At 47.8% G+C, this 21,732-nt stretch carries 15 protein-coding genes; 3 read left to right on the top strand and 12 right to left on the bottom strand.

Annotation, left to right across the window (positions count from 1 at the left end):
- Positions 1–37: 37 nt before the first annotated feature.
- The 5 genes from MKY44_RS04880 to MKY44_RS04860 all read right to left on the bottom strand — a co-directional run bounded on the left by MKY44_RS04880 (position 38) and on the right by MKY44_RS04860 (position 5,587).
- A complete protein-coding gene (locus tag MKY44_RS04880; RefSeq protein WP_341006224.1) occupies positions 38–1,048 on the bottom strand; it encodes a hypothetical protein in 1,011 nt (336 codons plus the stop codon).
- A gap of 539 nt (positions 1,049–1,587) precedes the next feature.
- Entirely contained in the window at positions 1,588–2,409 is an 822-nt protein-coding gene (locus MKY44_RS04875) for an ABC transporter ATP-binding protein (protein WP_340019347.1), read from the bottom strand.
- Positions 2,410–2,422: 13 nt separating this feature from the next.
- Positions 2,423–3,466 (bottom strand): FecCD family ABC transporter permease, encoded by a 1,044-nt coding sequence (locus tag MKY44_RS04870; protein WP_341006223.1) that lies wholly within the window; start codon positions 3,464–3,466, stop codon positions 2,423–2,425.
- A complete protein-coding gene (locus MKY44_RS04865) occupies positions 3,463–4,476 on the bottom strand; it encodes a FecCD family ABC transporter permease (RefSeq protein WP_036606207.1) in 1,014 nt (337 codons plus the stop codon). The genes MKY44_RS04870 and MKY44_RS04865 overlap by 4 nt, the downstream gene beginning before the upstream one ends.
- 97 nt (positions 4,477–4,573) lie before the next feature.
- Positions 4,574–5,587 (bottom strand): ABC transporter substrate-binding protein, encoded by a 1,014-nt coding sequence (locus MKY44_RS04860; RefSeq protein ID WP_341006222.1) that lies wholly within the window; start codon positions 5,585–5,587, stop codon positions 4,574–4,576.
- Between the two features lie 425 nt (positions 5,588–6,012).
- Between MKY44_RS04860 and MKY44_RS04855 the strand changes: the two genes are divergently transcribed.
- Both MKY44_RS04855 and MKY44_RS04850 read left to right on the top strand, forming a co-directional pair.
- Positions 6,013–6,594 (top strand): hypothetical protein, encoded by a 582-nt coding sequence (locus MKY44_RS04855; RefSeq protein ID WP_341006221.1) that lies wholly within the window; start codon positions 6,013–6,015, stop codon positions 6,592–6,594.
- Positions 6,595–6,815: 221 nt separating this feature from the next.
- A complete protein-coding gene (locus tag MKY44_RS04850) occupies positions 6,816–8,588 on the top strand; it encodes an alpha-glycosidase (RefSeq protein WP_341006220.1) in 1,773 nt (590 codons plus the stop codon).
- A gap of 469 nt (positions 8,589–9,057) precedes the next feature.
- Here the strand turns inward: MKY44_RS04850 and MKY44_RS04845 are convergent, their stop codons facing one another.
- The 3 genes from MKY44_RS04845 to MKY44_RS04835 are packed head-to-tail and all read right to left on the bottom strand — an operon-like array spanning position 9,058 to position 13,225.
- Positions 9,058–10,437, bottom strand: coding sequence for an ANL family adenylate-forming protein (locus tag MKY44_RS04845; protein ID WP_341006219.1), 1,380 nt, complete (start codon positions 10,435–10,437; stop codon positions 9,058–9,060).
- Entirely contained in the window at positions 10,431–11,849 is a 1,419-nt protein-coding gene (locus MKY44_RS04840; RefSeq protein ID WP_341006218.1) for a hypothetical protein, read from the bottom strand. The genes MKY44_RS04845 and MKY44_RS04840 overlap by 7 nt, the downstream gene beginning before the upstream one ends.
- Positions 11,846–13,225, bottom strand: coding sequence for an alpha/beta hydrolase (locus tag MKY44_RS04835; protein ID WP_341006217.1), 1,380 nt, complete (start codon positions 13,223–13,225; stop codon positions 11,846–11,848). Before MKY44_RS04835 ends, MKY44_RS04840 begins: the two co-directional genes overlap by 4 nt.
- Before the next feature lie 447 nt (positions 13,226–13,672).
- On the opposite strand from MKY44_RS04835, the gene MKY44_RS04830 reads away from it, so the two are divergent.
- Positions 13,673–15,829 carry an alpha-amylase family glycosyl hydrolase gene (locus tag MKY44_RS04830; RefSeq protein WP_307414839.1) on the top strand — a complete coding sequence of 719 codons (2,157 nt, stop codon included), beginning with the start codon at positions 13,673–13,675 and terminating at the stop codon, positions 15,827–15,829.
- Positions 15,830–16,155: 326 nt separating this feature from the next.
- On the opposite strand, the gene MKY44_RS04825 is transcribed toward MKY44_RS04830, so the two are convergent.
- From MKY44_RS04825 to MKY44_RS04810, 4 genes are all read right to left on the bottom strand, one after another.
- Entirely contained in the window at positions 16,156–17,442 is a 1,287-nt protein-coding gene (locus MKY44_RS04825) for an MFS transporter (protein WP_341006216.1), read from the bottom strand.
- A 198-nt stretch (positions 17,443–17,640) separates the two neighbouring features.
- Complete coding sequence (locus MKY44_RS04820; RefSeq protein WP_341006215.1) at positions 17,641–18,477, bottom strand: sugar ABC transporter permease; 837 nt, start codon at positions 18,475–18,477, stop codon at positions 17,641–17,643.
- Positions 18,474–19,829 carry a sugar ABC transporter permease gene (locus MKY44_RS04815; protein WP_341006214.1) on the bottom strand — a complete coding sequence of 452 codons (1,356 nt, stop codon included), beginning with the start codon at positions 19,827–19,829 and terminating at the stop codon, positions 18,474–18,476. The genes MKY44_RS04820 and MKY44_RS04815 overlap by 4 nt, the downstream gene beginning before the upstream one ends.
- A gap of 258 nt (positions 19,830–20,087) precedes the next feature.
- Positions 20,088–21,374: a sugar ABC transporter substrate-binding protein gene (locus MKY44_RS04810; protein WP_341006213.1), complete on the bottom strand. Its 1,287-nt coding sequence runs from the start codon at positions 21,372–21,374 to the stop codon at positions 20,088–20,090.
- Positions 21,375–21,732 lie beyond the last annotated feature (358 nt).

Genomic DNA, 21,732 nt, shown 5'->3' with positions numbered 1-21,732 from the left:
TCATATATTGTTATCTATACGTTGTTATAAGCTATATTTATTTATATTCAAGTTGCTCCTGACACAGGTATTCCAGGTATAACCGAACCACATCACGGGTTGTCCCACCATGGGGAAAGACGTGGTGTGTCAGATCCGGCAAAGCATTCACTTCCAGAATGCCCCCTTGTTCTCTGGAGATTGGAGTGCGGATATCACGACAACGAACATCAACCCCTGCTACATCGATCTGAAGAGTCTTTGCCGCCTGAATGATCATTCGGGCATTTTCGGGATGAATGATTTCGGTACAATCCTTGTAAAATTCACTGATTTTTCCGGCGGCAGAATTGCGGAGATCGTATAGCTCGATTTCTTTTCCGGCGGCAGGAACTTCATCCAGAGTTGTCCCTTGTGCACGCAATACCTCCAGCAGTCGTTCCGTTTCTGCATCAACCTGAGGAAAAGCTTCATACTCGCCTATGTGCGTCATCTCGATTCGTTCCTGATTCAATTGCTCAATTAACGCCCGAACGGTTGAAGTCCCGTTTCCCTCGACATAGACAGGTCGATACTCATTCACAGCCGCTACTTCACCGTTAATAACCAGCACTCTGTAATCGATCCCGGTCACATATTGCTGCAACATAATACTGCTGCCATGGACACTCGCAAGATGAATGGCTGCCTCCAGTTCATCTGGGGTACGCACATCCAGCGTCACGCCCATGCTGCCGCTTGCATCCAGCGGTTTCACTACAATGGAGCCATGCCTTTTCAGAAAATCTGCTGCATCGCTTCCCATCTCTGGGATTACGATAAATGATGGCACAGGCATTCCCTGTTCATGCAACAACATATTACATGCCTGCTTGTTCTTCGCGAGCAAACCGGCAATTAACGGCAGACGATGAGATCTGGTTTTGTTAATGATGATCTGCTTGTCCCCTACAGACAGCTTCAGAAAATCTTCGCATCCCTCAAGAAGTGGCTCACAGGTGATGCCCATTTCTCTCGCTTTGCTTATAATGAGTCGGTTTTGCAGATTATGAATCCCTTTCGGAAACACTGAAAATCCTCCTCGATCGAATGAAGGTACTCGCTCCTATATAAGTTGAATATAGTTTTCACACGAAATCACTGCGCGGTCAGAACCATCTTCCGATCGCTGTTATCCCCAGATTTTTTTGAATCCCTTATACAAAGGGGAAATCCGGTGATAAAGGCGCACGCTACGCTTCTTCAGATCTGTTCTGCCCCTCCGTTAACGTGTGAAATTTGAATTCAACTTATATAGCTCATACTTCATCAATTTTTTTGTAATTATATATTGATAATGATTATCAATATCACATAAAATCTATTTTATGGCAATTCGAGCTATATTGTCAATAATAAACTTTTAAGGAAAAATAAGATTGAATTTAGTGTAGGTTTGAGTCAATGCAGGTATGTTTTTATCGAATAATAGGCACAACAAACCGGGCAAGCCTGGGATATGGTTTTACCAACGGCTTGCCTAAATTTATTATCTGCATGCTCATGCAATGCAGTTGATGTGGAGTTTTGAATCATTATTGAAGTAATCGAAAGCCGACTTTTTGATCGTCAAGCCAGCTGCGTGTACCGCTGTTCTCCATTCAGCTTCCTTCCCCGTCCATGCGGGATACAGGTTGGTGTGCCGAACAGTGGATCGATTGCAATCTCACACTCCATCTGGAAAACCTTCCGGACCATGTCCTGTGTAACGATATCTTCCGGTTTACCTTCTGCGTAGATGGACTTGTTGTGAACAGCCACAATGTGATGCGCATAACGACATGCCAGATTCAGATCATGAAGTACCATAACAATCGTGCGTCCTTCTCGTTCATTTAACTCAAACAACAGATCGAGGATATCAATCTGATGTGTCATATCCAGATAGGTTGTAGGTTCATCCAATAGCAAGGTTTCAGTACCCTGCGCAAGTGTCATTGCAATCCAGGCACGCTGACGCTGTCCACCGGACAATGCATCCACAGGTCGATCCGCGAGTTCTGTCAGATGTGTGGATTCAAGTGCCAGCTTGACCATACGCTCATCCTCTCGGGACCATTGCTTCAGCCACGTTTGATGTGGATAACGTCCTTGCTTAACCAGTTGGTTCACCGTCAGGCCCTCCGGAGCGGTCGGGCCCTGTGGCAGGATGGACATGCGTCTTGAAATTTCCTTGGTTGGCAGCTTTGCAATCTCTTCGCCATCCAGCAGCACCGAACCGGAGCTGGATTTCAGCAACCGGGCCATCGTACGCAGCAGCGTAGATTTGCCACAGCCGTTGCTGCCAATCAGGACGGTAATCTGTCCCTTGGGAATGGTCAGGTTCAAATTTTCAATAATGGGATCTGCTCCATAGGAGATCGTAAGCTCCTTGGCTTCCAGAATACTCACAGCCCTCTCCTCCTCAAAACTGATTTCGATTCTTGAATAACAAATACAGGAAAAATGGTGCGCCTACACCTGCAGTGAATACCCCTGCGGGAACGTCAAGCGGTAGAAAGGCCGTACGGGCTATGAGATCTGCGGCAAATACAAGCAGAGCACCAACCAGTCCGGACACGATCAGCATACTGCCAAACATCCGGCCAACCAGCTTCCGGGCAATATGTGGAGCGATTAGACCAACAAAACCAATGGTTCCGGCAACCGCCACGGCAATTCCTGCCAGCAGTACACTGCATAACAGCAATGCAGAACGATGCCACTGTACCGTTACACCCAGCCCTGTGGCCAGATCGTCCCCGAATTCTTGTGCATTCAGGCTGCGGGCGAACCAGATCGCCAAAGGAACAACAATAATGATAACCGGGAGAATGGTTCGGACATCGGTCCAGGATGCTCCGTACACACTTCCAGTCAGCCAGATATAGGCTTGACCTGCCGTGTAGAACGGACTCAGGATCAACATAAAGGTTGTTCCAGCTCCGGTAATGGCTGACACTCCTATCCCGATCAGCACCAGGCGGATCGGACTGACTCCCTTTTTCCAAGCAAGCATATAGATAATCAATGCCGTCACAATTGCGCCAGCGATGGCGAACAGTGGTAACAACTTGATGCTCACCGCTCCGCCCAGCAATGTAACAAAACCTACAGCCGCAACAGCTGCACCGCCAGTAATACCGATGACATCCGGTGATGCCAGCGGGTTACGGATAATGCCTTGCAGAAGTGCGCCTGACATACCGAGGGCTGCTCCTACGAGCAGAGATAATAACACCCGTGGCAGTCTTAAGGTCAGCACGACGAAGTCATGCTCTCCTGCATTCAGACCAAATATCGTTCGAAGCACATCCAGCGGAGAAATAAAGTCACTGCCCACACTGGTACCGACAACCCCTGCCACGAGAAAAAGGAGGATACATATTCCGATGACAACCAATGATTTTCGTTCCATTTGCACTGAAACGGTGTCTTTTTTGTTGCGGAAAGTCAACAGCTTCCTCATATCTTCGTCACCCCCTTACGGGCAATGTACACGAAGAAGGGTCCGCCAATCAGTGCAGTCATGACACCAAGTGGAACTTCCTGCGGCATAATCACCAGCCTTGCCACCACATCCGCAGACAACAGCAGAATCGCTCCCCCCACAATAGAGTAAGGAACGAGCCAGCGGTAATCGTTTCCTACAAGTGCACGCATGATATGCGGGACAACCAGACCGACGAGGCCGATCGAACCGGCTACGGCAACCGAACCACCCGCCAGCAATACCGTAACAATTCCCATGAGCACTTTGACTAGAAGTACATTCTGTCCCATGCCTTTGGCGATATCATCACCCGTCAAGAGCAGATTGATGGCTCTGCCCATGAACAAAGAGACAATAGCTGCAGCTGTCATGTACGGCAACACAGGATATAACATATCCAACGTCCGACCACTTACTGAACCGGCAAGCCAGAACAATACATCCTGCAATCCGGTTCCATCCAGCACCAGAATGGCCTGTGTGAACGAGGCAAATAACGCGGAGATTGCCGTCCCCGCCAGTACAATCTTGATCGGTGTCAGGCCATCACGACCGAGGGAACCTAGCCCATATACAATTGCCGCGGCTACAGCAGCCCCTGCAAAACCAAACCACATCATGGTGGTGAGCGAAGATACGGACAATACAACGATGGCAATAACAATAAAAAAGATCGCACCAGAATTAATTCCGAACACACTCGGTGATGCCAGCGGGTTACGTGTCAATGCCTGCATCAGCCCACCCGCCACGGCCAAACTTGCTCCTACAACAGCAGCAATAACCGTACGTGGCAACCGTTCCGTCAACAGAACCACATGTTCCACAGAACTCTCATCATAGAATTGCAGTGCTTCCCATGCCATCTGAAACGTGATATGCGTACGTCCCAGAATCATACTGGCTAGGCAAGCAAGTAGAAGTAATATGAATAAACCAACCAGTCCATAGATCTTGGCGCTTGCCTTTGTAAAAAGGGGAAACATACTCTCACTCTTTCATCTGTAAAATGACAAAAGACCTGCCTGCCCATACACTTCGTTAACGAATGTCCTGGTGCATGGCAGGTCCTGCTCCTGTTAGTTAGTTCAGGTTGAACTGCTTATATAGATCGTCCAGCATCATGTTGGCCGATGTGTATCCACCTGCCATGTTCCAGGCCACTTCATCGACCTGAACCAGTTGGTTGTTCTTGACTGCATCAAGGTTTTTCCACAGTGGACTGCTGGTCCAATCATCATAATTTTTCTGAATGGCATCTGTTTCTGTGCCTGAATTGAAGTTAAAGATCATGTCTGCATTCATATCTGGAATGTTTTCTTTGGAAGTCAATTCAACTCCCCATGTGTCTGCGTCATGTCCGGCAGGTCTGGTGAACCCAAGTTCATTCAGAATCTTACCTGCATATCCCATGTAGAAAATACGAACTTGATCGGCTCTAAAGTTCGTGATGGTTGCTTCAATTGGCAGACGATCCCCCATTTTCTCTTTGAAATCAGCAACACGGCCATCCCAATCAGACAACAATTTATCCGATTGCTTAACCCTATTCATCGCTTCCCCAACAGTTTTCACCGTTTCTTTCCAGTCAAAAAGCGTCTCCGTCACTACCGTTGGTGCGATCTGCGACAGTTGCTCATAGATCTCTTCATGTCTGATCTTCGTAGCAATAATCAAGTCGGGTTTCAACTTGTTGATCTCTTCTAGATTGGGCTGCGATTCCTGTCCTACTTGTGGAACTCCGTCCAGATCTGCTCTCAGATATTCATAGACTGGCTGCTGAACCCAGGATTCCACCACGCCTGTCGGTTTCACGCCAAGTGCAACAACGACATCATTCGCACCCTGGAACAGTGTAACAATCTTTTGCGGAGTTCCCTTGATTGTGGTTTCACCCATAGCATGCTTGATCACTCGGGTCTGATCTTCAGTCGCACTTGCAGTTGTATCACTTTCATTATTGCTCTCATTGCTGCTTACAGCTTGGCTGGATGTATTCGTTGTCTCAGTACTTCCACCCGAAGCACAGCCAGCAAGTAGCGAAATCATCAGAATAAGTGCTGCATAAATGTATAGCTTTTTCTTTACTTTATACATGAAATCCTTCTCCCCTTTTTTATGTAAATGATATTGAATCTCATTATCAATTGTATTGTAATGGAGATGAAATCATTATACAAGCATTTTATTTGGAAAAACTTCTCACTCCCTGTCGAACTCTGTAACTTCGTAAAACAACATTAAATAAAGATATATTAACTAAATCAATACAATATTTATCGATACAATACGCCTACACATAAACCATATATGTAATTTTTTTCTTACCTGCTAAATATACAAATCTCTCTTCTTACTTTTAGCTTCATCTAATACATGCCCTTTTTGCTGGTGGATCATTATTCATTCATATGCATTCAACCAAGATATTTACTGTAAAACAATTCCTGTAATTTCTTGTCGTACTATGTTAGATTATCCATTGGAATAAAATCACATCTATAGATAGGGGATACTAACACGTGAAGAAATCATGGGTACTATCAATCATTATGAGTTTTGTTTTGCTCGGAGGGGTATTTGCACCTGCAGGGTCCTATGCCTCTGCTGCGGATGACTCAACCACTACATATTCGGAAGACGAATACTATGAAGAAGTTGACACGTCAGAACAAGAACCGATCCCTACAGTCGAAGAAGAAGATTTCCTGAGCTACCTTGATCAGTTGGATAAGGCATCGGTATATGAGGAGAAAGCCTTCAATGCTTTGGGAGGTGGATTCTACATTACATCGTCCAATCGCAAGTCCGTTTTCCTGAAACTGACCAACACAGCGATTCCTAACTACACCAAATATGTTTCCAAGCTGAAGCTGATTAAACCGCAAAATACAGAATTGCAAAAAATCCATGCCAACCTGATTAAAGGTAGCTATACACAGCTGGAAGGATTCCAACTCGCTAAAAAAGCGGTCTCCAAAACAACGGTAAACAGTGCTGTCCTGAAACAAGCCAATGCCAAAATTGATGCCGGGAAGAAAAATATCGAGAAGTTTCACAAAGAATTCTCTGCATACGCCAACAAACTTGGATTTGATTTATAAAAAACAGTAATTGCAGATATGCGTCCTACATTTCGAATAAAACAATTTGAAATTTAAGGAAAAAAAATGTTTTCTTTTGCTGAGTTAGTTCGTATAATAACACTATAATCAAAAGGCTATGCTGCCGAAAGGTACAACCTCGTGAACAATTGAGGTTGTGCCTTTTTTGCGTTTAATAGCCACTTTTATTGAATTTCATCATCTGACGAGGAGTGATTCACATGATTCTTGAAGCCATTTACCATCGCCCCAAACTCAATTGGTCCTATGCTTATGACCGCTCGACCATGCATTTGCGACTTCGTTCAAAACGCGGTGATTTGGATGCGGTAATCGCTATTACCGGGGACAAATATGCCTGGGATCGGACGATTACACACATTCCCATGCACATCTTTGCCCGGGATGAAATGTTCGATTATTGGGAAGCCGAGACTTCACCTCCCTATCGCAGATTACGGTATGGCTTCCAACTGATTCAGGGAGAGGAATCGGTCTGGATGACAGAGCGCGGATTCGAGCAGGCGCTGCCTGATCATCCACTTGAATTCTTTGATTTTCCATTTATGAACCCGGTCGACATTTTTGAGCCGCCTGCTTGGGTTAAGGATGCTGTGTTTTATCAGATTTTCCCTGAACGTTATGCCAATGGCGATCCATCCATCAGTCCCAAAAATGCTGAATCCTGGGGAGGGGAACCTACACCGGTGAACTTCTTCGGTGGGGATCTCCAAGGTGTGCTTGATCATCTGGATCATATAAGCCAGCTTGGCATCAATGCCATCTACTTCTGTCCGCTGTTTGAGGCCACGACGAATCACAAATACAATACAGGCGATTACATGAAGGTTGATCCTCACTTTGGAACCAATGAACAGTTCAAAGCGTTTGTGGATGCCTGTCATCAGCGCGGCATACGCGTTGTTCTGGATGCGGTATTCAATCATTCCGGCAGAGAGTTTCCTCCTTTTGTCGATGTCATGAAGAATGGAGCCGCTTCCCCCTACGCAGACTGGTTCTATATCAAAGACTGGCCGCCACGTGTGGAGGATGGTATACCAACTTATGACACCTTTGCCTTTGAACCGCTTATGCCAAAGCTGAATACGGAACACCCTGAAGTGAAGGCATACCTATTAGAGGTAGGACGTTTCTGGATTGAGGAGATGGACATTGACGGATGGCGGCTCGATGTGGCGAATGAGGTGGATCATCAGTTCTGGCGCGAATTCCGTCAGACGGTAAAAGCCATCAAACCTGACGCCTATTTGCTTGGTGAGATCTGGCATGATTCGCTCATGTGGCTTCAGGGAGACCAGTTCGATGCCGTGATGAATTATCCGTTTACCAACTCGGTATTGGACTATACGGTGCACGGTAAGCTCGACGGACTCGCATTTGCCAATGAGATCGGAAAACTGCTCGCAGCCTATTCACAGCCTGTAACAGAAGCGGCCTTCAATCTGCTCGGAAGTCATGATACACCCAGACTGCTGACTTTATGTGATGGAGACGAGCGCAAGATGAAGCTTGCCGTTATGTTACTGCTTACGTATCCAGGTGTGCCATGCATCTATTATGGAGACGAAGTGGGACTTGATGGAGGATATGATCCGGGTTGCCGCAAGTGTATGGAGTGGGATGAGACCAAGCAGAACCGCGAGCTTCTGGAATTCTTCACCCGTACGATTGCCCTTCGCAAACAGCACCCTGCCCTGCGCAGCACAGAACTGAAGATTGTATATGCAAAAGCCGGAGACCCTTGTCTTGCCATCGAACGATTGGATTCGCATACGGGTGAGCGCATGCTTCTTGTTCTTAATGCGGGTGATGAGCCGTGTACCCTTGAACTCCCTTTGGCAGATCGTAACGTCTGGCGAAATCTGTTCACATCAAACACCTTGGAAGCTCGGCGAAATAAACTGACCCTCGATCTGGAAGCATACGGATTCTCCCTGATGCAACTTGAGGTGAAACAACCAGCGGAGGCCTGAGATAAATACAGCTAACAAGGGAAAATAACTTCAAAGAGGCTGTCCTCCAGGTCATATGCTCCCCATAAAGTAGACAGGTAAAATAATAAAATCCTGTTACTGTATGGGTAGCATATTAGACCAAGGACAGCCTCTTCTGTATCTTATACGTCATATTCTAACGAACCCAGCACACCTTATTCGCTTCATTATACGCGGTCTAAATGCCTAACGAATCAGAGAGACGTTATTTCGTTTAATGAGTCGATTTTCGCAAGCAGAAGCCGTGTTTTCGACGGAATAACGTTGCTGAGATTCGTTAGGTTTTACTTTTCTTGATTATCCCCTCAATACGACGTTTGAGGTTCGTTAGCGGTAATGATTCAAGCGAGGTAAACTCTTCGAGGCAGCGCCTTTCCTATTCCCTTTCGCGTTTCCAGATAGGTTAACCCCCCTACTCTCCCGCCTGATACTCATTGATGACAGCGACCTATTTCCCAGCCGAGGCGAAGGATATCGAAGTCATCGGTTTTCGTATTTTCTTCATTCTTGAACTTACGAGAGCTCCCTGTGTAATTACGATTTTCTGCGGAATCTTGTATGAAGGCAGCTTGTCCCGACAATATTCCCAGATGGATCGCCGCAGATCGGTGAGAGTACATTCTGTAGCCAGCCGGACAGTCACCTTCACCCTCTGACCCGTGATACCACTCTGTTCTCCCGAAACTACGGCCGCTTCAATACATTCCATCTCTTCCAGAACACCCTCGACCTCGGCAGGATACACTTTCCGTCCTCCTACATTAATGATCTCGGAACGACGTCCCAGAATACGAATGTACCCCTGCTCCAGCACGGCTTCATCGCCAGTTCGCAGCCACCCGTCCTCTGTAAAAGGTGAAGGTGCATTCAGATATCCGATCATCGCGGTTTCCGTATGAATCTGCAATTCTCCTTCCACCACCCGATACTTGACCTCTTCATCTTGAATGGAAAACAGCAACGAGCCTGGCTCTTTGGAGCGGGTTGGCAGAATGCCAAGTTCAGACATGCCATAGGCTTGTATCGTCCGGATCTGTGGAAATCTCCGGTTCCAGGCTGCCAGTACGGATTCAGGCATCACTTCCGAACCATATGATACAACCTCAAGACTGGACAGGTCATACCCTTCATCATTTCTGCCCAGCAGCAACAGATTCATGAATGTTGGAGAGACCGGAAGAGCCTGCACACGAAACTTCTCAATCGTTCGGCACACTTCTTCGGGAGATCGATCCGCAATGATACAGAGACAGCCCCCACTGGACAGGGATTGCAGCATGGTATTCACACCGCCGATATGATCAAACATCATAAAAGGAATCGTTCGCAAAGGCCGAACCTGCCGCCGAAAACCATGTAACAGCCGATCTGCACGATGCACAGTCGCTTTACTCACTCCGGTTGATCCGGATGAAAAGAGTACAAGTCCGCCTACGCCTTCTTGTGCCAGCAAGGATAACAACACAGGAACCTCTCCAGATAATTCACATGTTTGCCGAATGCACAACTTGCCTTCTTCAACGCCCAAACGCCACTTCACCTGTGCCAGCTGGATATATTCCTCTCGTTTGGCTTCAACCAGGTTCCGATCCATGGGGAGCACGATACACCCTTGTCCGAGCAAAGCAACCAATGCTGCCGCTGCATAGGGGGAATAGTCTTCCTCCAGCGTTACAAGTTGCCCAGTCAGTCCTTCTGCTGTAATCCACTTACTCATGATGCCAACCTGTTCCAGCAGCCACCGATAGCTGTACTCCTGATCCTTCCAGATCAGCGCAGGACGCTGTCCCTGCTCCGCGAATCGTTCAAGCAAGAATTGGATTACCACTGTGCATCCTCCTCACGGGCAGGCGCCCATTGCTGTGCGAGATAATCAACAAGTGAACCTACGGTCTGATAAGGGCTTTCCGGCATGGAAGCAGCAGCCATCTCCGCCAGAGCGGCGCCCATTCCTGTTCCCCATCGATCTTCAATTCCCTGCTCTACCACTGCAAGCAATGACACGAGTTCCAGCGAATCCAGTTGCCCACTTCGTCCGTACAGTGGAGCGTTACCACCCTCACCAAGTGGAATCGTTGTATTATGGTACGCGTTTAACTCCCGGCAACTATCCAATACGATACGGAGCAAATCCTCCCTGTGTTCTTGTCCAATCATCAACACGGCCTGACGTGGGAAGCAATCTGCCTGAGGTATGGACTGTCGAAGTGACTCATACCATTGCCATTCATCGGTGACCAACATTTTAATGACACCTGTTAGCTGCACTCTCCAGTGCTCACGCTGCTTCATCCGGCTGACCTGCAGCATATTGTATGCCTTCTCCCACCGTGCAATGATGTCGCTGAATTCTCTCGCATATTGATCAAGTGGAGAACCTAGCCATAAGGCAGACTCCTGAAGAAGATCTCGAAGAAAATATCGACTCCATCGCATATCAAACAGCAGACCGGATATTAGCATTTCATTGGCCTGTTCCTCTTCATTCGCCTCATGCAGTGCATGTAACAGTTGCAGCGATACCGCATGTCCAAAATAATAATTGCGTTCTCCTTGCGTAATCGTCCGGCCTGTCAGAAATTCTTCAATCTGCGTTGTTAACGCCTGGGTCAACATGTCGCGGTAACCGACAGAATCCAGCTTTACAGTCGCCCGAATGTCCATGGTGCCATACGTTCGGAGTTCTTCTTTGCGTTTGGCCTGCGCAAGCTCAGGTATGCTTTGGTTCCCTTTCCAGAAATCATGAAAGGCTTCTTGAGCAACCTTCCCCTTATACTTGGAGGGCACGGGGTCGTAGACATGAACATGCTCATCATCCAGACCATATACGGCAATCCAATGGTCTACCAGATGCAGTCGGGAGCCTTGCTTCACGTGTTTGCGAATGTACTCGGGATTCTGATAATCCTCACAGTAAGGCAGATGATAACTGGTTCCTGTAGCCAAAAAAAGCCCACCTTCGCCAATATGCTGCCGGATCTGCGTCTTGCCTTCCTCAAAGCTGTCCAGCTGTCGCTGACCATACATCTCCCAGATCGGCTCTGCATAATCCAGCTTGTGAAAATAAGGCTTCACCAGTCCGTTATCCCCGCACGAAGGAAGGCTGTACAACCGACTTGCCGCCAACAGTGCAAGACTTGTGATGGATCCTTGTCGATGGAGCACTTCATGAATCAGAGGAAAATTGCAGGGATAATAATAGGGAATGTCCAGCACTGGAGCGAATGAAGGAATAATCATTTTGGGCCTCCTGTTCCCGTTTTGGCTGACGTACTGCCCCAGGATTGGATTAGGTAATGCACAGACATATCATCTGTCGCTCGAAATACCCGATTGGCAATAGGTTTGCCATCCACATCGGTCTCGAAACGGCGGAAACCACGTGTAAATCGGAAGGAGAACCCACTATCACGTGGGACTCGGTAACTACCTTCATATCGACCTTTACCAGAACGGACAAGCTTCATGCCCATGCCACCATATATCGTTTCCTCCGAGTCTTCGTCGGGAGCTACCTCTGCACGAATGCAGACCTCCACATGAGTGGACATTTCAGGAACGACAGTGTAGATGCGTGTAGCAGACAGTTCCCCCACAGTCAGCGTAATGAATGCACTTCCAATACCGACAGGAACCAACTCTCCACTCGCATGAATCTGAAGTACATTCGGGTCACTCGAAGTATAATTCCCATGCAGCAGACTCTGAACCAATCCGCTCTCGTAGTGCATTTGTGCATTGATACACACGGTCATTCCACCCTGTAGTCCGATGACATCCCTTCCAAGCAGTTCGAGCGAGGAGGGCTTACCCAAGTGGCCGAACATGTACAGTAACGGGAGATGAACGCGTGCTCCCCAGTCACCTTCCTGATGACAGGCACCCTGCTGTTCCAGAAATGCCAATTCCGCACCCGATCTGACTCCCCGTTCAAGCAATTGATGAGCTACTCTTCTGACCTGGGAAGGCAGAAACAGACCTTCCGTGTCTCCAATATCCATCCACATCCGAACGTCGGGTACCTCTTCTGGCAAGCGATACATGTTTTCTTCCAACAGCCCGCTTTCCGATGTTTCGTCCAGCTGCACATCCACATAGAATGGCGACATCATGATCAGTTTTCCGAAAACATCCGGATTTCGCATCCCCATGTGCAATGTACAAAGTGCTGCGGCAGATGAACCCAACAACCCGGTATTCGACTTGTCCGGCAGCGTCCGATATCGATGATCAATGAGCGGTTTGAGCTCATGAATGATGAAATGCTCATAGTCGATGCCTGAGCACCCCACACTCACGGCCTCTCTCTCAGGAGCAATGTAGTGGTAGAATTCGTTGTGCGTGACTGGACGGACATGTGCAATACCGACAATAATCAGTGATTCAATTTGCCCGGAGGCAATTAGCCCGTCCGCTGCCTGATCCATGTTCCATGTTTCATTGCCTGGCCGGGATGGACCAAAAGCCCGCTGCCCCGCATGAACGTACAGAACCGGATAATGCCGAGCTGCCTGCTCATGGTAACCGGGCGGGAGGTACACATAGATGTTGCGGATATTGCCCAGCCGCGACGCCTGAATGCCTTCCAAACATTCGATGACAGAATGGGTACTCAACGATCATCAACCGCCTCTCTTCTCCCAATTCGACTGCATAATACAAATAACCCCGCCTCAGAAGAGACGGGGTTGTCCCAGAACACACGTAAGTGTTCCGGGATACATAGCCCTTATATTGTGAATCTGCGAATAGTTTAAATCCCCGGACATGCTTTTGTAAACATAAAAATAGAAAATAAATGCTCCCAAAAAAGTTATTGACATAAGATCCAATATTTCTTACGATAACGTTGTGATCATAACTCGAGGGCCATGCTTTTAAACCTGAGCGGTTTAGGACAACCCCGGTAACTCCCGAAGGAGATGCCGGGGTTGTTAGCGTGTCAAAAGGAGGGAAGTCTTCAATCCACTGCGTAACACTCCGTTGTATTGAAAGCGCTATTATTCAAGAGCCAGGTTGGTTGTTTATCTAAACTACTACATTCACGAGAAGGGTGGATTACTATGTTTCAAATGGCCAAACGTGTACTCCTCAGCACAACACTGACACTCAGTTTACTTGCAGGGGGCGCACTTCCCTATCTGCCTGCTTCAGCGATCTATGCCGATGCGGATACCGCGGTTACCAACAAGCAGAACTTTAGTACAGACGTCATCTATCAGATCTTCACGGACCGCTTCCTGGACGGCAATCCTTCCAACAATCCGACTGGAGCTGCCTACGATGCCACTTGTAGTAACCTGAAGTTGTATTGCGGAGGCGACTGGCAGGGTCTGATCAACAAAATCAACGATAACTATTTTAGCGATCTGGGCGTTACGGCACTGTGGATCTCCCAACCGGTCGAAAATATCTTCGCCACAATCAACTACGGCGGTGTGATCAACACAGCGTATCATGGCTACTGGGCACGTGATTTCAAGAAGACCAATCCGTATTTCGGAACGATGGCTGATTTTCAAAATCTGATTACAACCGCTCATGCCAAAGGCATCAAGATCGTAATTGACTTTGCACCAAACCACACATCTCCTGCCATGGAGACCGATACCTCCTTTGCAGAGAATGGCAAGTTGTACGATAACGGTAATCTTGTTGGCGGATACACAAATGATACAAATGGATATTTCCATCACAACGGCGGCTCCGATTTTTCCTCCCTAGAGAATGGTATCTACAAAAACCTCTATGACCTCGCTGACCTGAATCACAATAACAGTACTATTGATCAATATTTCAAAGATGCAATCAAGCTATGGCTTGATATGGGCGTGGATGGTATTCGCGTTGATGCGGTGAAACATATGCCTCTCGGCTGGCAAAAGAGCTGGATGTCCTCCATCTATGCACATAAACCTGTATTCACCTTTGGTGAATGGTTCCTTGGATCTGCTGCATCTGATGCAGATAACACGGAATTTGCCAACGAATCTGGAATGAGCCTGCTTGATTTTCGCTTTAACTCTGCCGTACGTGACGTCTTCCGGGATAACACATCCAACATGTATGCTCTGGATTCGATGATTACAGGCACAGCGGCAGATTACAATCAGGTGAATGACCAAGTCACGTTCATCGACAACCATGATATGGATCGGTTCAAAACAAGTGCCGTCAACAACCGTCGTCTGGAACAAGCGCTGGCTTTCACGCTGACTTCACGCGGCGTACCTGCCATCTATTATGGTACCGAGCAGTATCTGACGGGTAACGGAGACCCTGATAATCGGGCCAAAATGCCTTCCTTCTCCAAAACAACCACTGCTTTCAACGTGATCAGCAAGCTGGCCCCTTTGCGCAAATCCAATCCAGCAATCGCCTATGGCTCTACTCAGCAACGCTGGATCAATAATGATGTGTACGTTTATGAACGCAAATTTGGCAAAAGTGTAGCTGTTGTTGCAGTGAACCGTAATCTCTCCACACCAGCAAGCATTGCGAATCTAAGCACTTCACTGCCAACAGGCAACTACACCGATGTATTGGGCGGTGCACTGAACGGTAATAACATCACTTCCACCAATGGCAACGTCTCTTCCTTCACACTGGCAGCCGGTGCAACAGCGGTATGGCAATATACAACAAGCGAGACAACACCAACGATCGGACATGTAGGTCCGGTGATGGGCAAACCGGGTAATGTCGTTACCATTAGCGGACGTGGATTTGGCTCCACCAAAGGTACGGTATACTTCGGTACAACAGCCGTTACCGGTGCTGCGATCACATCGTGGGAAGATACGCAGATCAAAGTGACGATCCCAGCTGTTGCCGCAGGCAATTATGCTGTAAAAGTAGCTGCGAATGGCGTCAACAGCAATGCGTATAACAACTTCACCATCCTTACGGGTGATCAGGTCACTGTACGATTCGTCATTAACAATGCGTCCACCACACTGGGTCAGAACATCTATCTGACGGGTAACGTAGCAGAACTGGGTAACTGGAGCACGGGCACAACAGCTATTGGACCTGCTTTCAATCAGGTTATCCACGCCTACCCAACTTGGTACTATGATGTGAGCGTGCCAGCCGGGAAACAACTGGAGTTCAAATTCTTCAAGAAAAATGGTGCAACCATTACGTGGGAAGGTGGTTCCAACCACACGTTCACCACACCAACCAGCGGTACAGCGACTGTAAATGTAAACTGGCAGTAGAATATTTTGTCCACAAGCTAACCCGGAGTTACGCTAAAGCAGCGTATGCTCCGGGTTTTGCTATTGGATTATGCTATATAAATTGAACAAATGACTCTACACTTGACCACTACACGGTCAGATCCATCTCCCATCGCTGTTACCCCCAGTTATTTGATCCCCTTCTATACAGGGAAAATCTGGGATTAGCGTATACTTCCAATGTAGCTTTCTTTCAGAAATCTTTTAGGCGAACGCTTCTCTTTTGCAGATTGCTTCTGCCCGCTCCGTGATCATGTAAATGTTTATAGTTCAACTAATATAGATTGGATCTTTATCTCACATTTCTAATGATAGGTTCGGATCGACTTCAACGTTGTCGCTGCCAGAATACCTGTCGCCAGCAGTAATATGCCCACGCCTTGCAGCACAGAAGCTGCCCCCCATTGATCTGCCAATACGGAGACAACCGTCAATCCCAGAATGGGCGCTGTACTGGTGATTGTTCCAACTACGCCATAGACCCTTCCTTGCAGCTCGTCCGGAACGGCTGTCCTCAGCATAATCTGGGTAAGCATCGTACAGCAGGCGAACATCGCACCTCCGCCCACGATGAACGGCAACGCCATGATTGGTGAGGATACATTCGCCAAAAAAATATAAAGCGGCCCTAATACAATCAGACCGATAAATACCCATTTCCCTCTTCGCTTCAATCGTTTTCCCGAAGTAATCAACAGCGCAGAGCCAATCATGTATCCCAGCGGAATACAGGTCTCAATTAATCCAAACTGCACCGGATTCGCCTCCCACACCTTGACCGCCATCACTTGAACCAGCATCATGGCTGACATGAAAAACAAAATCAGTACGGGATTGAGCAATACGATGGAACGGATCAGACGATTCCGATAGATGTAGGCAAACGAACTACGCCATTCCTGAGCAAACGTGGTCTGCTGACTAACGGATCGCCGTACCTCTGGAAAGCGACCTGCCATCAGTACACAGACTGCGGACAACAAGAAAGTTGCCCCTGTAATTAATATGGCAACGAATCCGCCAAATGCAGCAACAGCAACGCCCGCCGCAGCAAGACCGCTGATTCGGGCAAGATTATCCACCATATGAATGGTGCCGGTCGCTTGTTGAATATGTTCTCTGCCCACCATACTTGCTACAGAGGCATGGAATGCAGGGGCCTGAAACAGGCTTGAAAACATGGAGAGTGAGAGCAACAGCAGCACCACTGGAAACGGTGCATGCCAACCGAATAAGCTAACCGCAATCAGTACCGCCATTACGCCCCGAAATACATCCGAGACCAGCATCAGCTTCCTGCGATCCAATCGGTCTGCAACCGTACCCGCCACCGATCCAAACAGAAAGCTGACGGCCATATTGCAGATCTGTACGGCTGCCATGCTCTTTGCACTCCCTGTGGTCTGTAACACCCACAGACTGATCGCAATCCCATTGAAGCAATCCCCAAAGACCGAAATGCCGTAGCCGTACAATATCCTGCGAAAGGTAACATTACGCCATAGTGTTCGCGGAGCTTTAGTATCATGCAATGCAGCTTGTCCATCTTGGTATCCGATAATCTCGGGCTCACTGGACGGGTTCATGCCCATACATCACGTTCCTCCCTAATCATGATTCGAGCCCCTACAGAATCAGGCACTTCCGCAGCAGTGCCAGTCGATAAAGACATGACAATACGGAAGTGCCTGAGTTAAGTGAGTGTTACGCTATCGAGACTAATCATGCCGTCGTTATCTTAGCTGATGAAATTGTCTCTAGACCTATAATGTTTCTTGCTGAGTCTGCGTTTACCCTTTAGAAGCTCCTGCTGTCAGACCCTGAACAAGGAATCGTTGCAGGAAAACAAACAGCAGGGTAATTGGAATAGCGATCAAAACCGCCCCCGCAGCAAACATCGTAAAGTTACTGTCCTGATACCTGTTGACCAGATCCCACATGCCTACTGCAAGTGTCCAGTTCTCCTTCGTCCGCAGCACCAGGCGGGCGAAGATAAAGTCCATCCACGCACCAGTGAAACTGGTTAGTGCCACATAAGTCAGCATTGGTTTGGATAAAGGCAAGATAATGCTGGTGAATACCCGCAGGTGACTCGCACCATCCATGCGGGCCGCTTCATCCAGACTACGGGGAATCGTATCAAAGAAACCTTTGACGATAAATCCGCCCAGTACCGCTCCTGATGAATAGACCAGGATGAGCGCAGCATGAGTGTCGAGCAATTTAATTTGCAGCAAAATGATATAGATTGCAATCATGCTCATAAAGCTTGGGAACATGCCCAAAATTAGCATGGTGGAGAGAATCGTTTTACGTCCACGGAAGCGGAAGCGGGACAAGGCATACATCCCAAGTGTCACCATCAGCGTAGAGAAGATCATCGTGAAAAAGGCAATTTTCAGCGTGTTCATATACCATCTGCCGTACATAAAGGACGGGTTATTGAACAGCTCCCCGTAATGGGTCAACGTGAAAGCTTCCGGCCATAACCGTTCACTAAACAATGCCGCACCGGGTCTCAGGGAAGAGAGAAAGATCCAGAGTACCGGATAGATGGAGACAACGGCGATGATCAGCAACAGCACATAACTCAGGACCAAACGCAGCGGATTATTACGTGTCTTCATTGAATCATGTCCTCCTCCTTGAATGATTTGGAGCGGCGGAAGTTCCAGATAGAGAATGAAGCGATAATGAGGAAGATGATAATGCCTACCGCTGAAGCCATGTTGAATTTGTTATTGTCGAGCGTGAGCTTGTAGAGCCAGGTTACCAGCAGATCCATTGCCCCTGCGTACTGGTAGTCTCCCCGCAGTGGATTTCCGTTGGTCAGCAGGAAGATGACATTGAAGTTGTTGAAATTTCCGGCGAACTGCATGATGAGTACCGGAGTTGTGGCAAAAAGAATGAACGGCATCGTAATGATCCTGAACTTCTGAAACGCAGATGCTCCGTCCACTTCGGCAGCCTCGTAGAGATCACGAGGGATGGCTGTCAATACACCCAGAATCAGCACCATACTGACCGGAATACCGATCCACATGTTGACAACAATGACGGTAACCTTGGCCCAGAACGGATCTGTCAGCCAGGGTAATCCCTCCAGCCCAAACGCTCTCATGTACGTATTGATCGGACCAAACTGACCGTTGAACAGATTACGCATGAGCAGCAAGGAGATGATCTGCGGGATGGCATAAGGCAGAATGAAAATGGTCCGCCACAGCTTTTTGAAGCGTATGCCCCGCTGTTCAATCAACAGTGCCACAAGCACGCCGCCAAAATAGGTGGTGACTGTCGCCAGAATAGCCCAGATGACCGTCCAAGTGAGCACGCCGTAAAATGTCTGGCTCCAGGATTTTAGCTGAATCAAATCGCTGAACGTCTTGAAGCCTACCCAGTCCACGAGTTTGGCTGGCGGAATATGATCCGGGGCCGAATAGTTGGTAAACGCGATCGTGATCGTAAATAGAATGGGCATAACGGTGAAGAAAAGTATGCCCAATGCCGGAATGGACAGAAACAGGTACGGAAAGTTTTTGTCCATCATGTTCCGAAGCGAAGCCGCTGCGCCCAGGGTCTGCTTGCCTTCCTCCCTCGCGAGCCCCGTGACGTACGCATCCCGAATATTCAGGATGTAGATCAGGATAAACACAAAAAACACCAGCAGTACGATAATGCCATCAAGCAGCAAAAAGATGGAATGGTCTCCCCTTTGAAGTACAGTGGACCCATTCACTTTGACAAAACGCTGTGTATTTTCCCCCAGTGTCCATATGCCCCATACAGCCTGCGACAGGCGAGGAAGCAGGTACGCAAGCCCTGCTCCCTCCAGTAACAGTAGACAAATTCCCTTAATCCATTGTCGATTGTACAGCTGTCCAAGACCTTGCAGTATGATGGAACATATAGCCGCTGTCATCCGGTGCTGTCTTTCCCTGTTCGGTCCAACAGGCACCGGGACATGCTGCTGTTGCATTCGCTCTCTCCTCCCCGCCTATTGCTAACTTGTATATATTGAACAAAAGTGTACTTACACTGACCACTCCGATGACAGAACAAGCTTCCGATCGCTGTTATCCCCAGATTTTTTTTGATCCCTTTTCAAAAAAGAAAATCCGGTGATAAAGGCGAGCGTTTCACTTCTTCAGCTTCCTTCTGCCCTCTCCGTTTTTGTGTAAATATGAAGTTCAATTTATACAGTTCTTATGCATATCTTTGCACTCGTCGTTCGTTCTTATTGGACGGTTGCAAGGCTTTCCTGGATCTGTTTCACAGCGTTATCCAGTGACGCCTTCACGTCCTTATCGGTATCCCAGATATCCGTAATGGCCGACGTGATTGGTCCCCATACGCTGTCCATGGCAGGAAGCGAAGGCATTGGTGTTGAGTTATTGAACTGTTCCAGGAACGCCTTGTTGATTGGGTCCTCTTGTAGCTTCGGATCAGCAGCCACGTTTTTGTTCGCAGGAAGTGTACCATTCAGGTCAAAGTTCTCCATCTGAGCTTCTTCATTGGAAAGGAACGCTGCCAAGAGCTTCGACGCATTCGGGTATTGTGTAAATGCATTCACATAATAGGCTTTAACACCTGAGAAGGAGGTCATCGGTTTGCCATCGATTGCCGGAAGCGGAGCAACGCCAAAATCAATACCTGCATTGCGATAATCGGCAATGGTCCACGGACCGTTAATGTCCATAGCCAGCTTGCCGCTGGAGAATAATCCTTTTTTGATATCATAGTTCACGTCACCCATCTTGAGCGGCAGCACTTCCGACTTCAGCGTCTGCAAGAACTGTCCACCCTTCTGGGCTCCTTCGTTATTCAGACCGAGATCCGCGCTATCCATCCCGTTGTCCCCAAAAATATAACCGCCCTGTGAAGCCAGGAACGCATAGTTATAGTAAAATTGCTGCAATTCCCACATCAGCGCATACTGATTAGACTTCACATTATTGAACGTCTTGGCGAAACTGATAATCTCATCAAAGTTTTTCGGAGCTTCTGGATAGAGTGCCTTGTTATAGAAAAGGGCGTAGGTCTCCACACTGTACGGATAGCCGTACAGGATATCCTTGAACGTCACTGCCTTCAGTGCGTTGTCGCTGGTGTTCTCTGCGGTCTCTGCTTCGAATATGTCATTGGGCAGAATAAGTCCCGCCTCTGAAGCGCTACCAATCTTATCATGTGGGAAAACAACCACATCTGCCGCCAGACCCGCTGGGCCATCCGTCGTCAGCTTGGTTACCTGATCGGTTGGAGGTAATTCCTCCATTTTGACCGTTACCCCATATTTTTCTTCGAATTTTTTGACCCTTTGCTCAATAAAGCTACTTTGATTTTTATCCTCCCAGATCACCAGGGTTGCCCCTTCTTCCGGTTGAAGGTTCTCGGCTGTCAGTTCTACAACTTCCTCCGGATTCTCACCTGCCGTAGTTGGAGATGGACTTCCGCCTCCAGCCCCGCACGCAGCCAGTGTAAAAGCCATCATGACGGACAATGCTGCCCCTTGCCATTTTCTCATGTAAAATGTCCCCTTCCCTCTGCTTGGTCCAACAAAGTTCGCGCTTTTCACCCTTTTGTCTGCGTAAGTTGTCAGGTTTTGCATCCCATGTTCACTTTTGCACAAACGTTTGCTCAAATGGAAGACAAGATGACCTCTCCGTTCAATATGTAGGGGTAAACAAGTCAATAAGCATGTAAATCCAAAGATGTAAGCGCTACAATAACAATCACATCATACAATAACGATCTTTATTTGCACAAACGTTTGCACAAGCCATATTTGCTCAATTTTAACCAATTTCCTTATTCTACCTACAGTAATTTCCTGTTTCCTTGTTCTGACTCTTTCTTCCTTAATTTCACTTCACGTGCATCCC

This window comes from Paenibacillus sp. FSL R7-0026 (assembly GCF_038004485.1).
Classification (GTDB): domain Bacteria; phylum Bacillota; class Bacilli; order Paenibacillales; family Paenibacillaceae; genus Paenibacillus; species Paenibacillus xylanexedens_A.
This window is presented reverse-complemented; position numbering and strand designations above follow the sequence as displayed.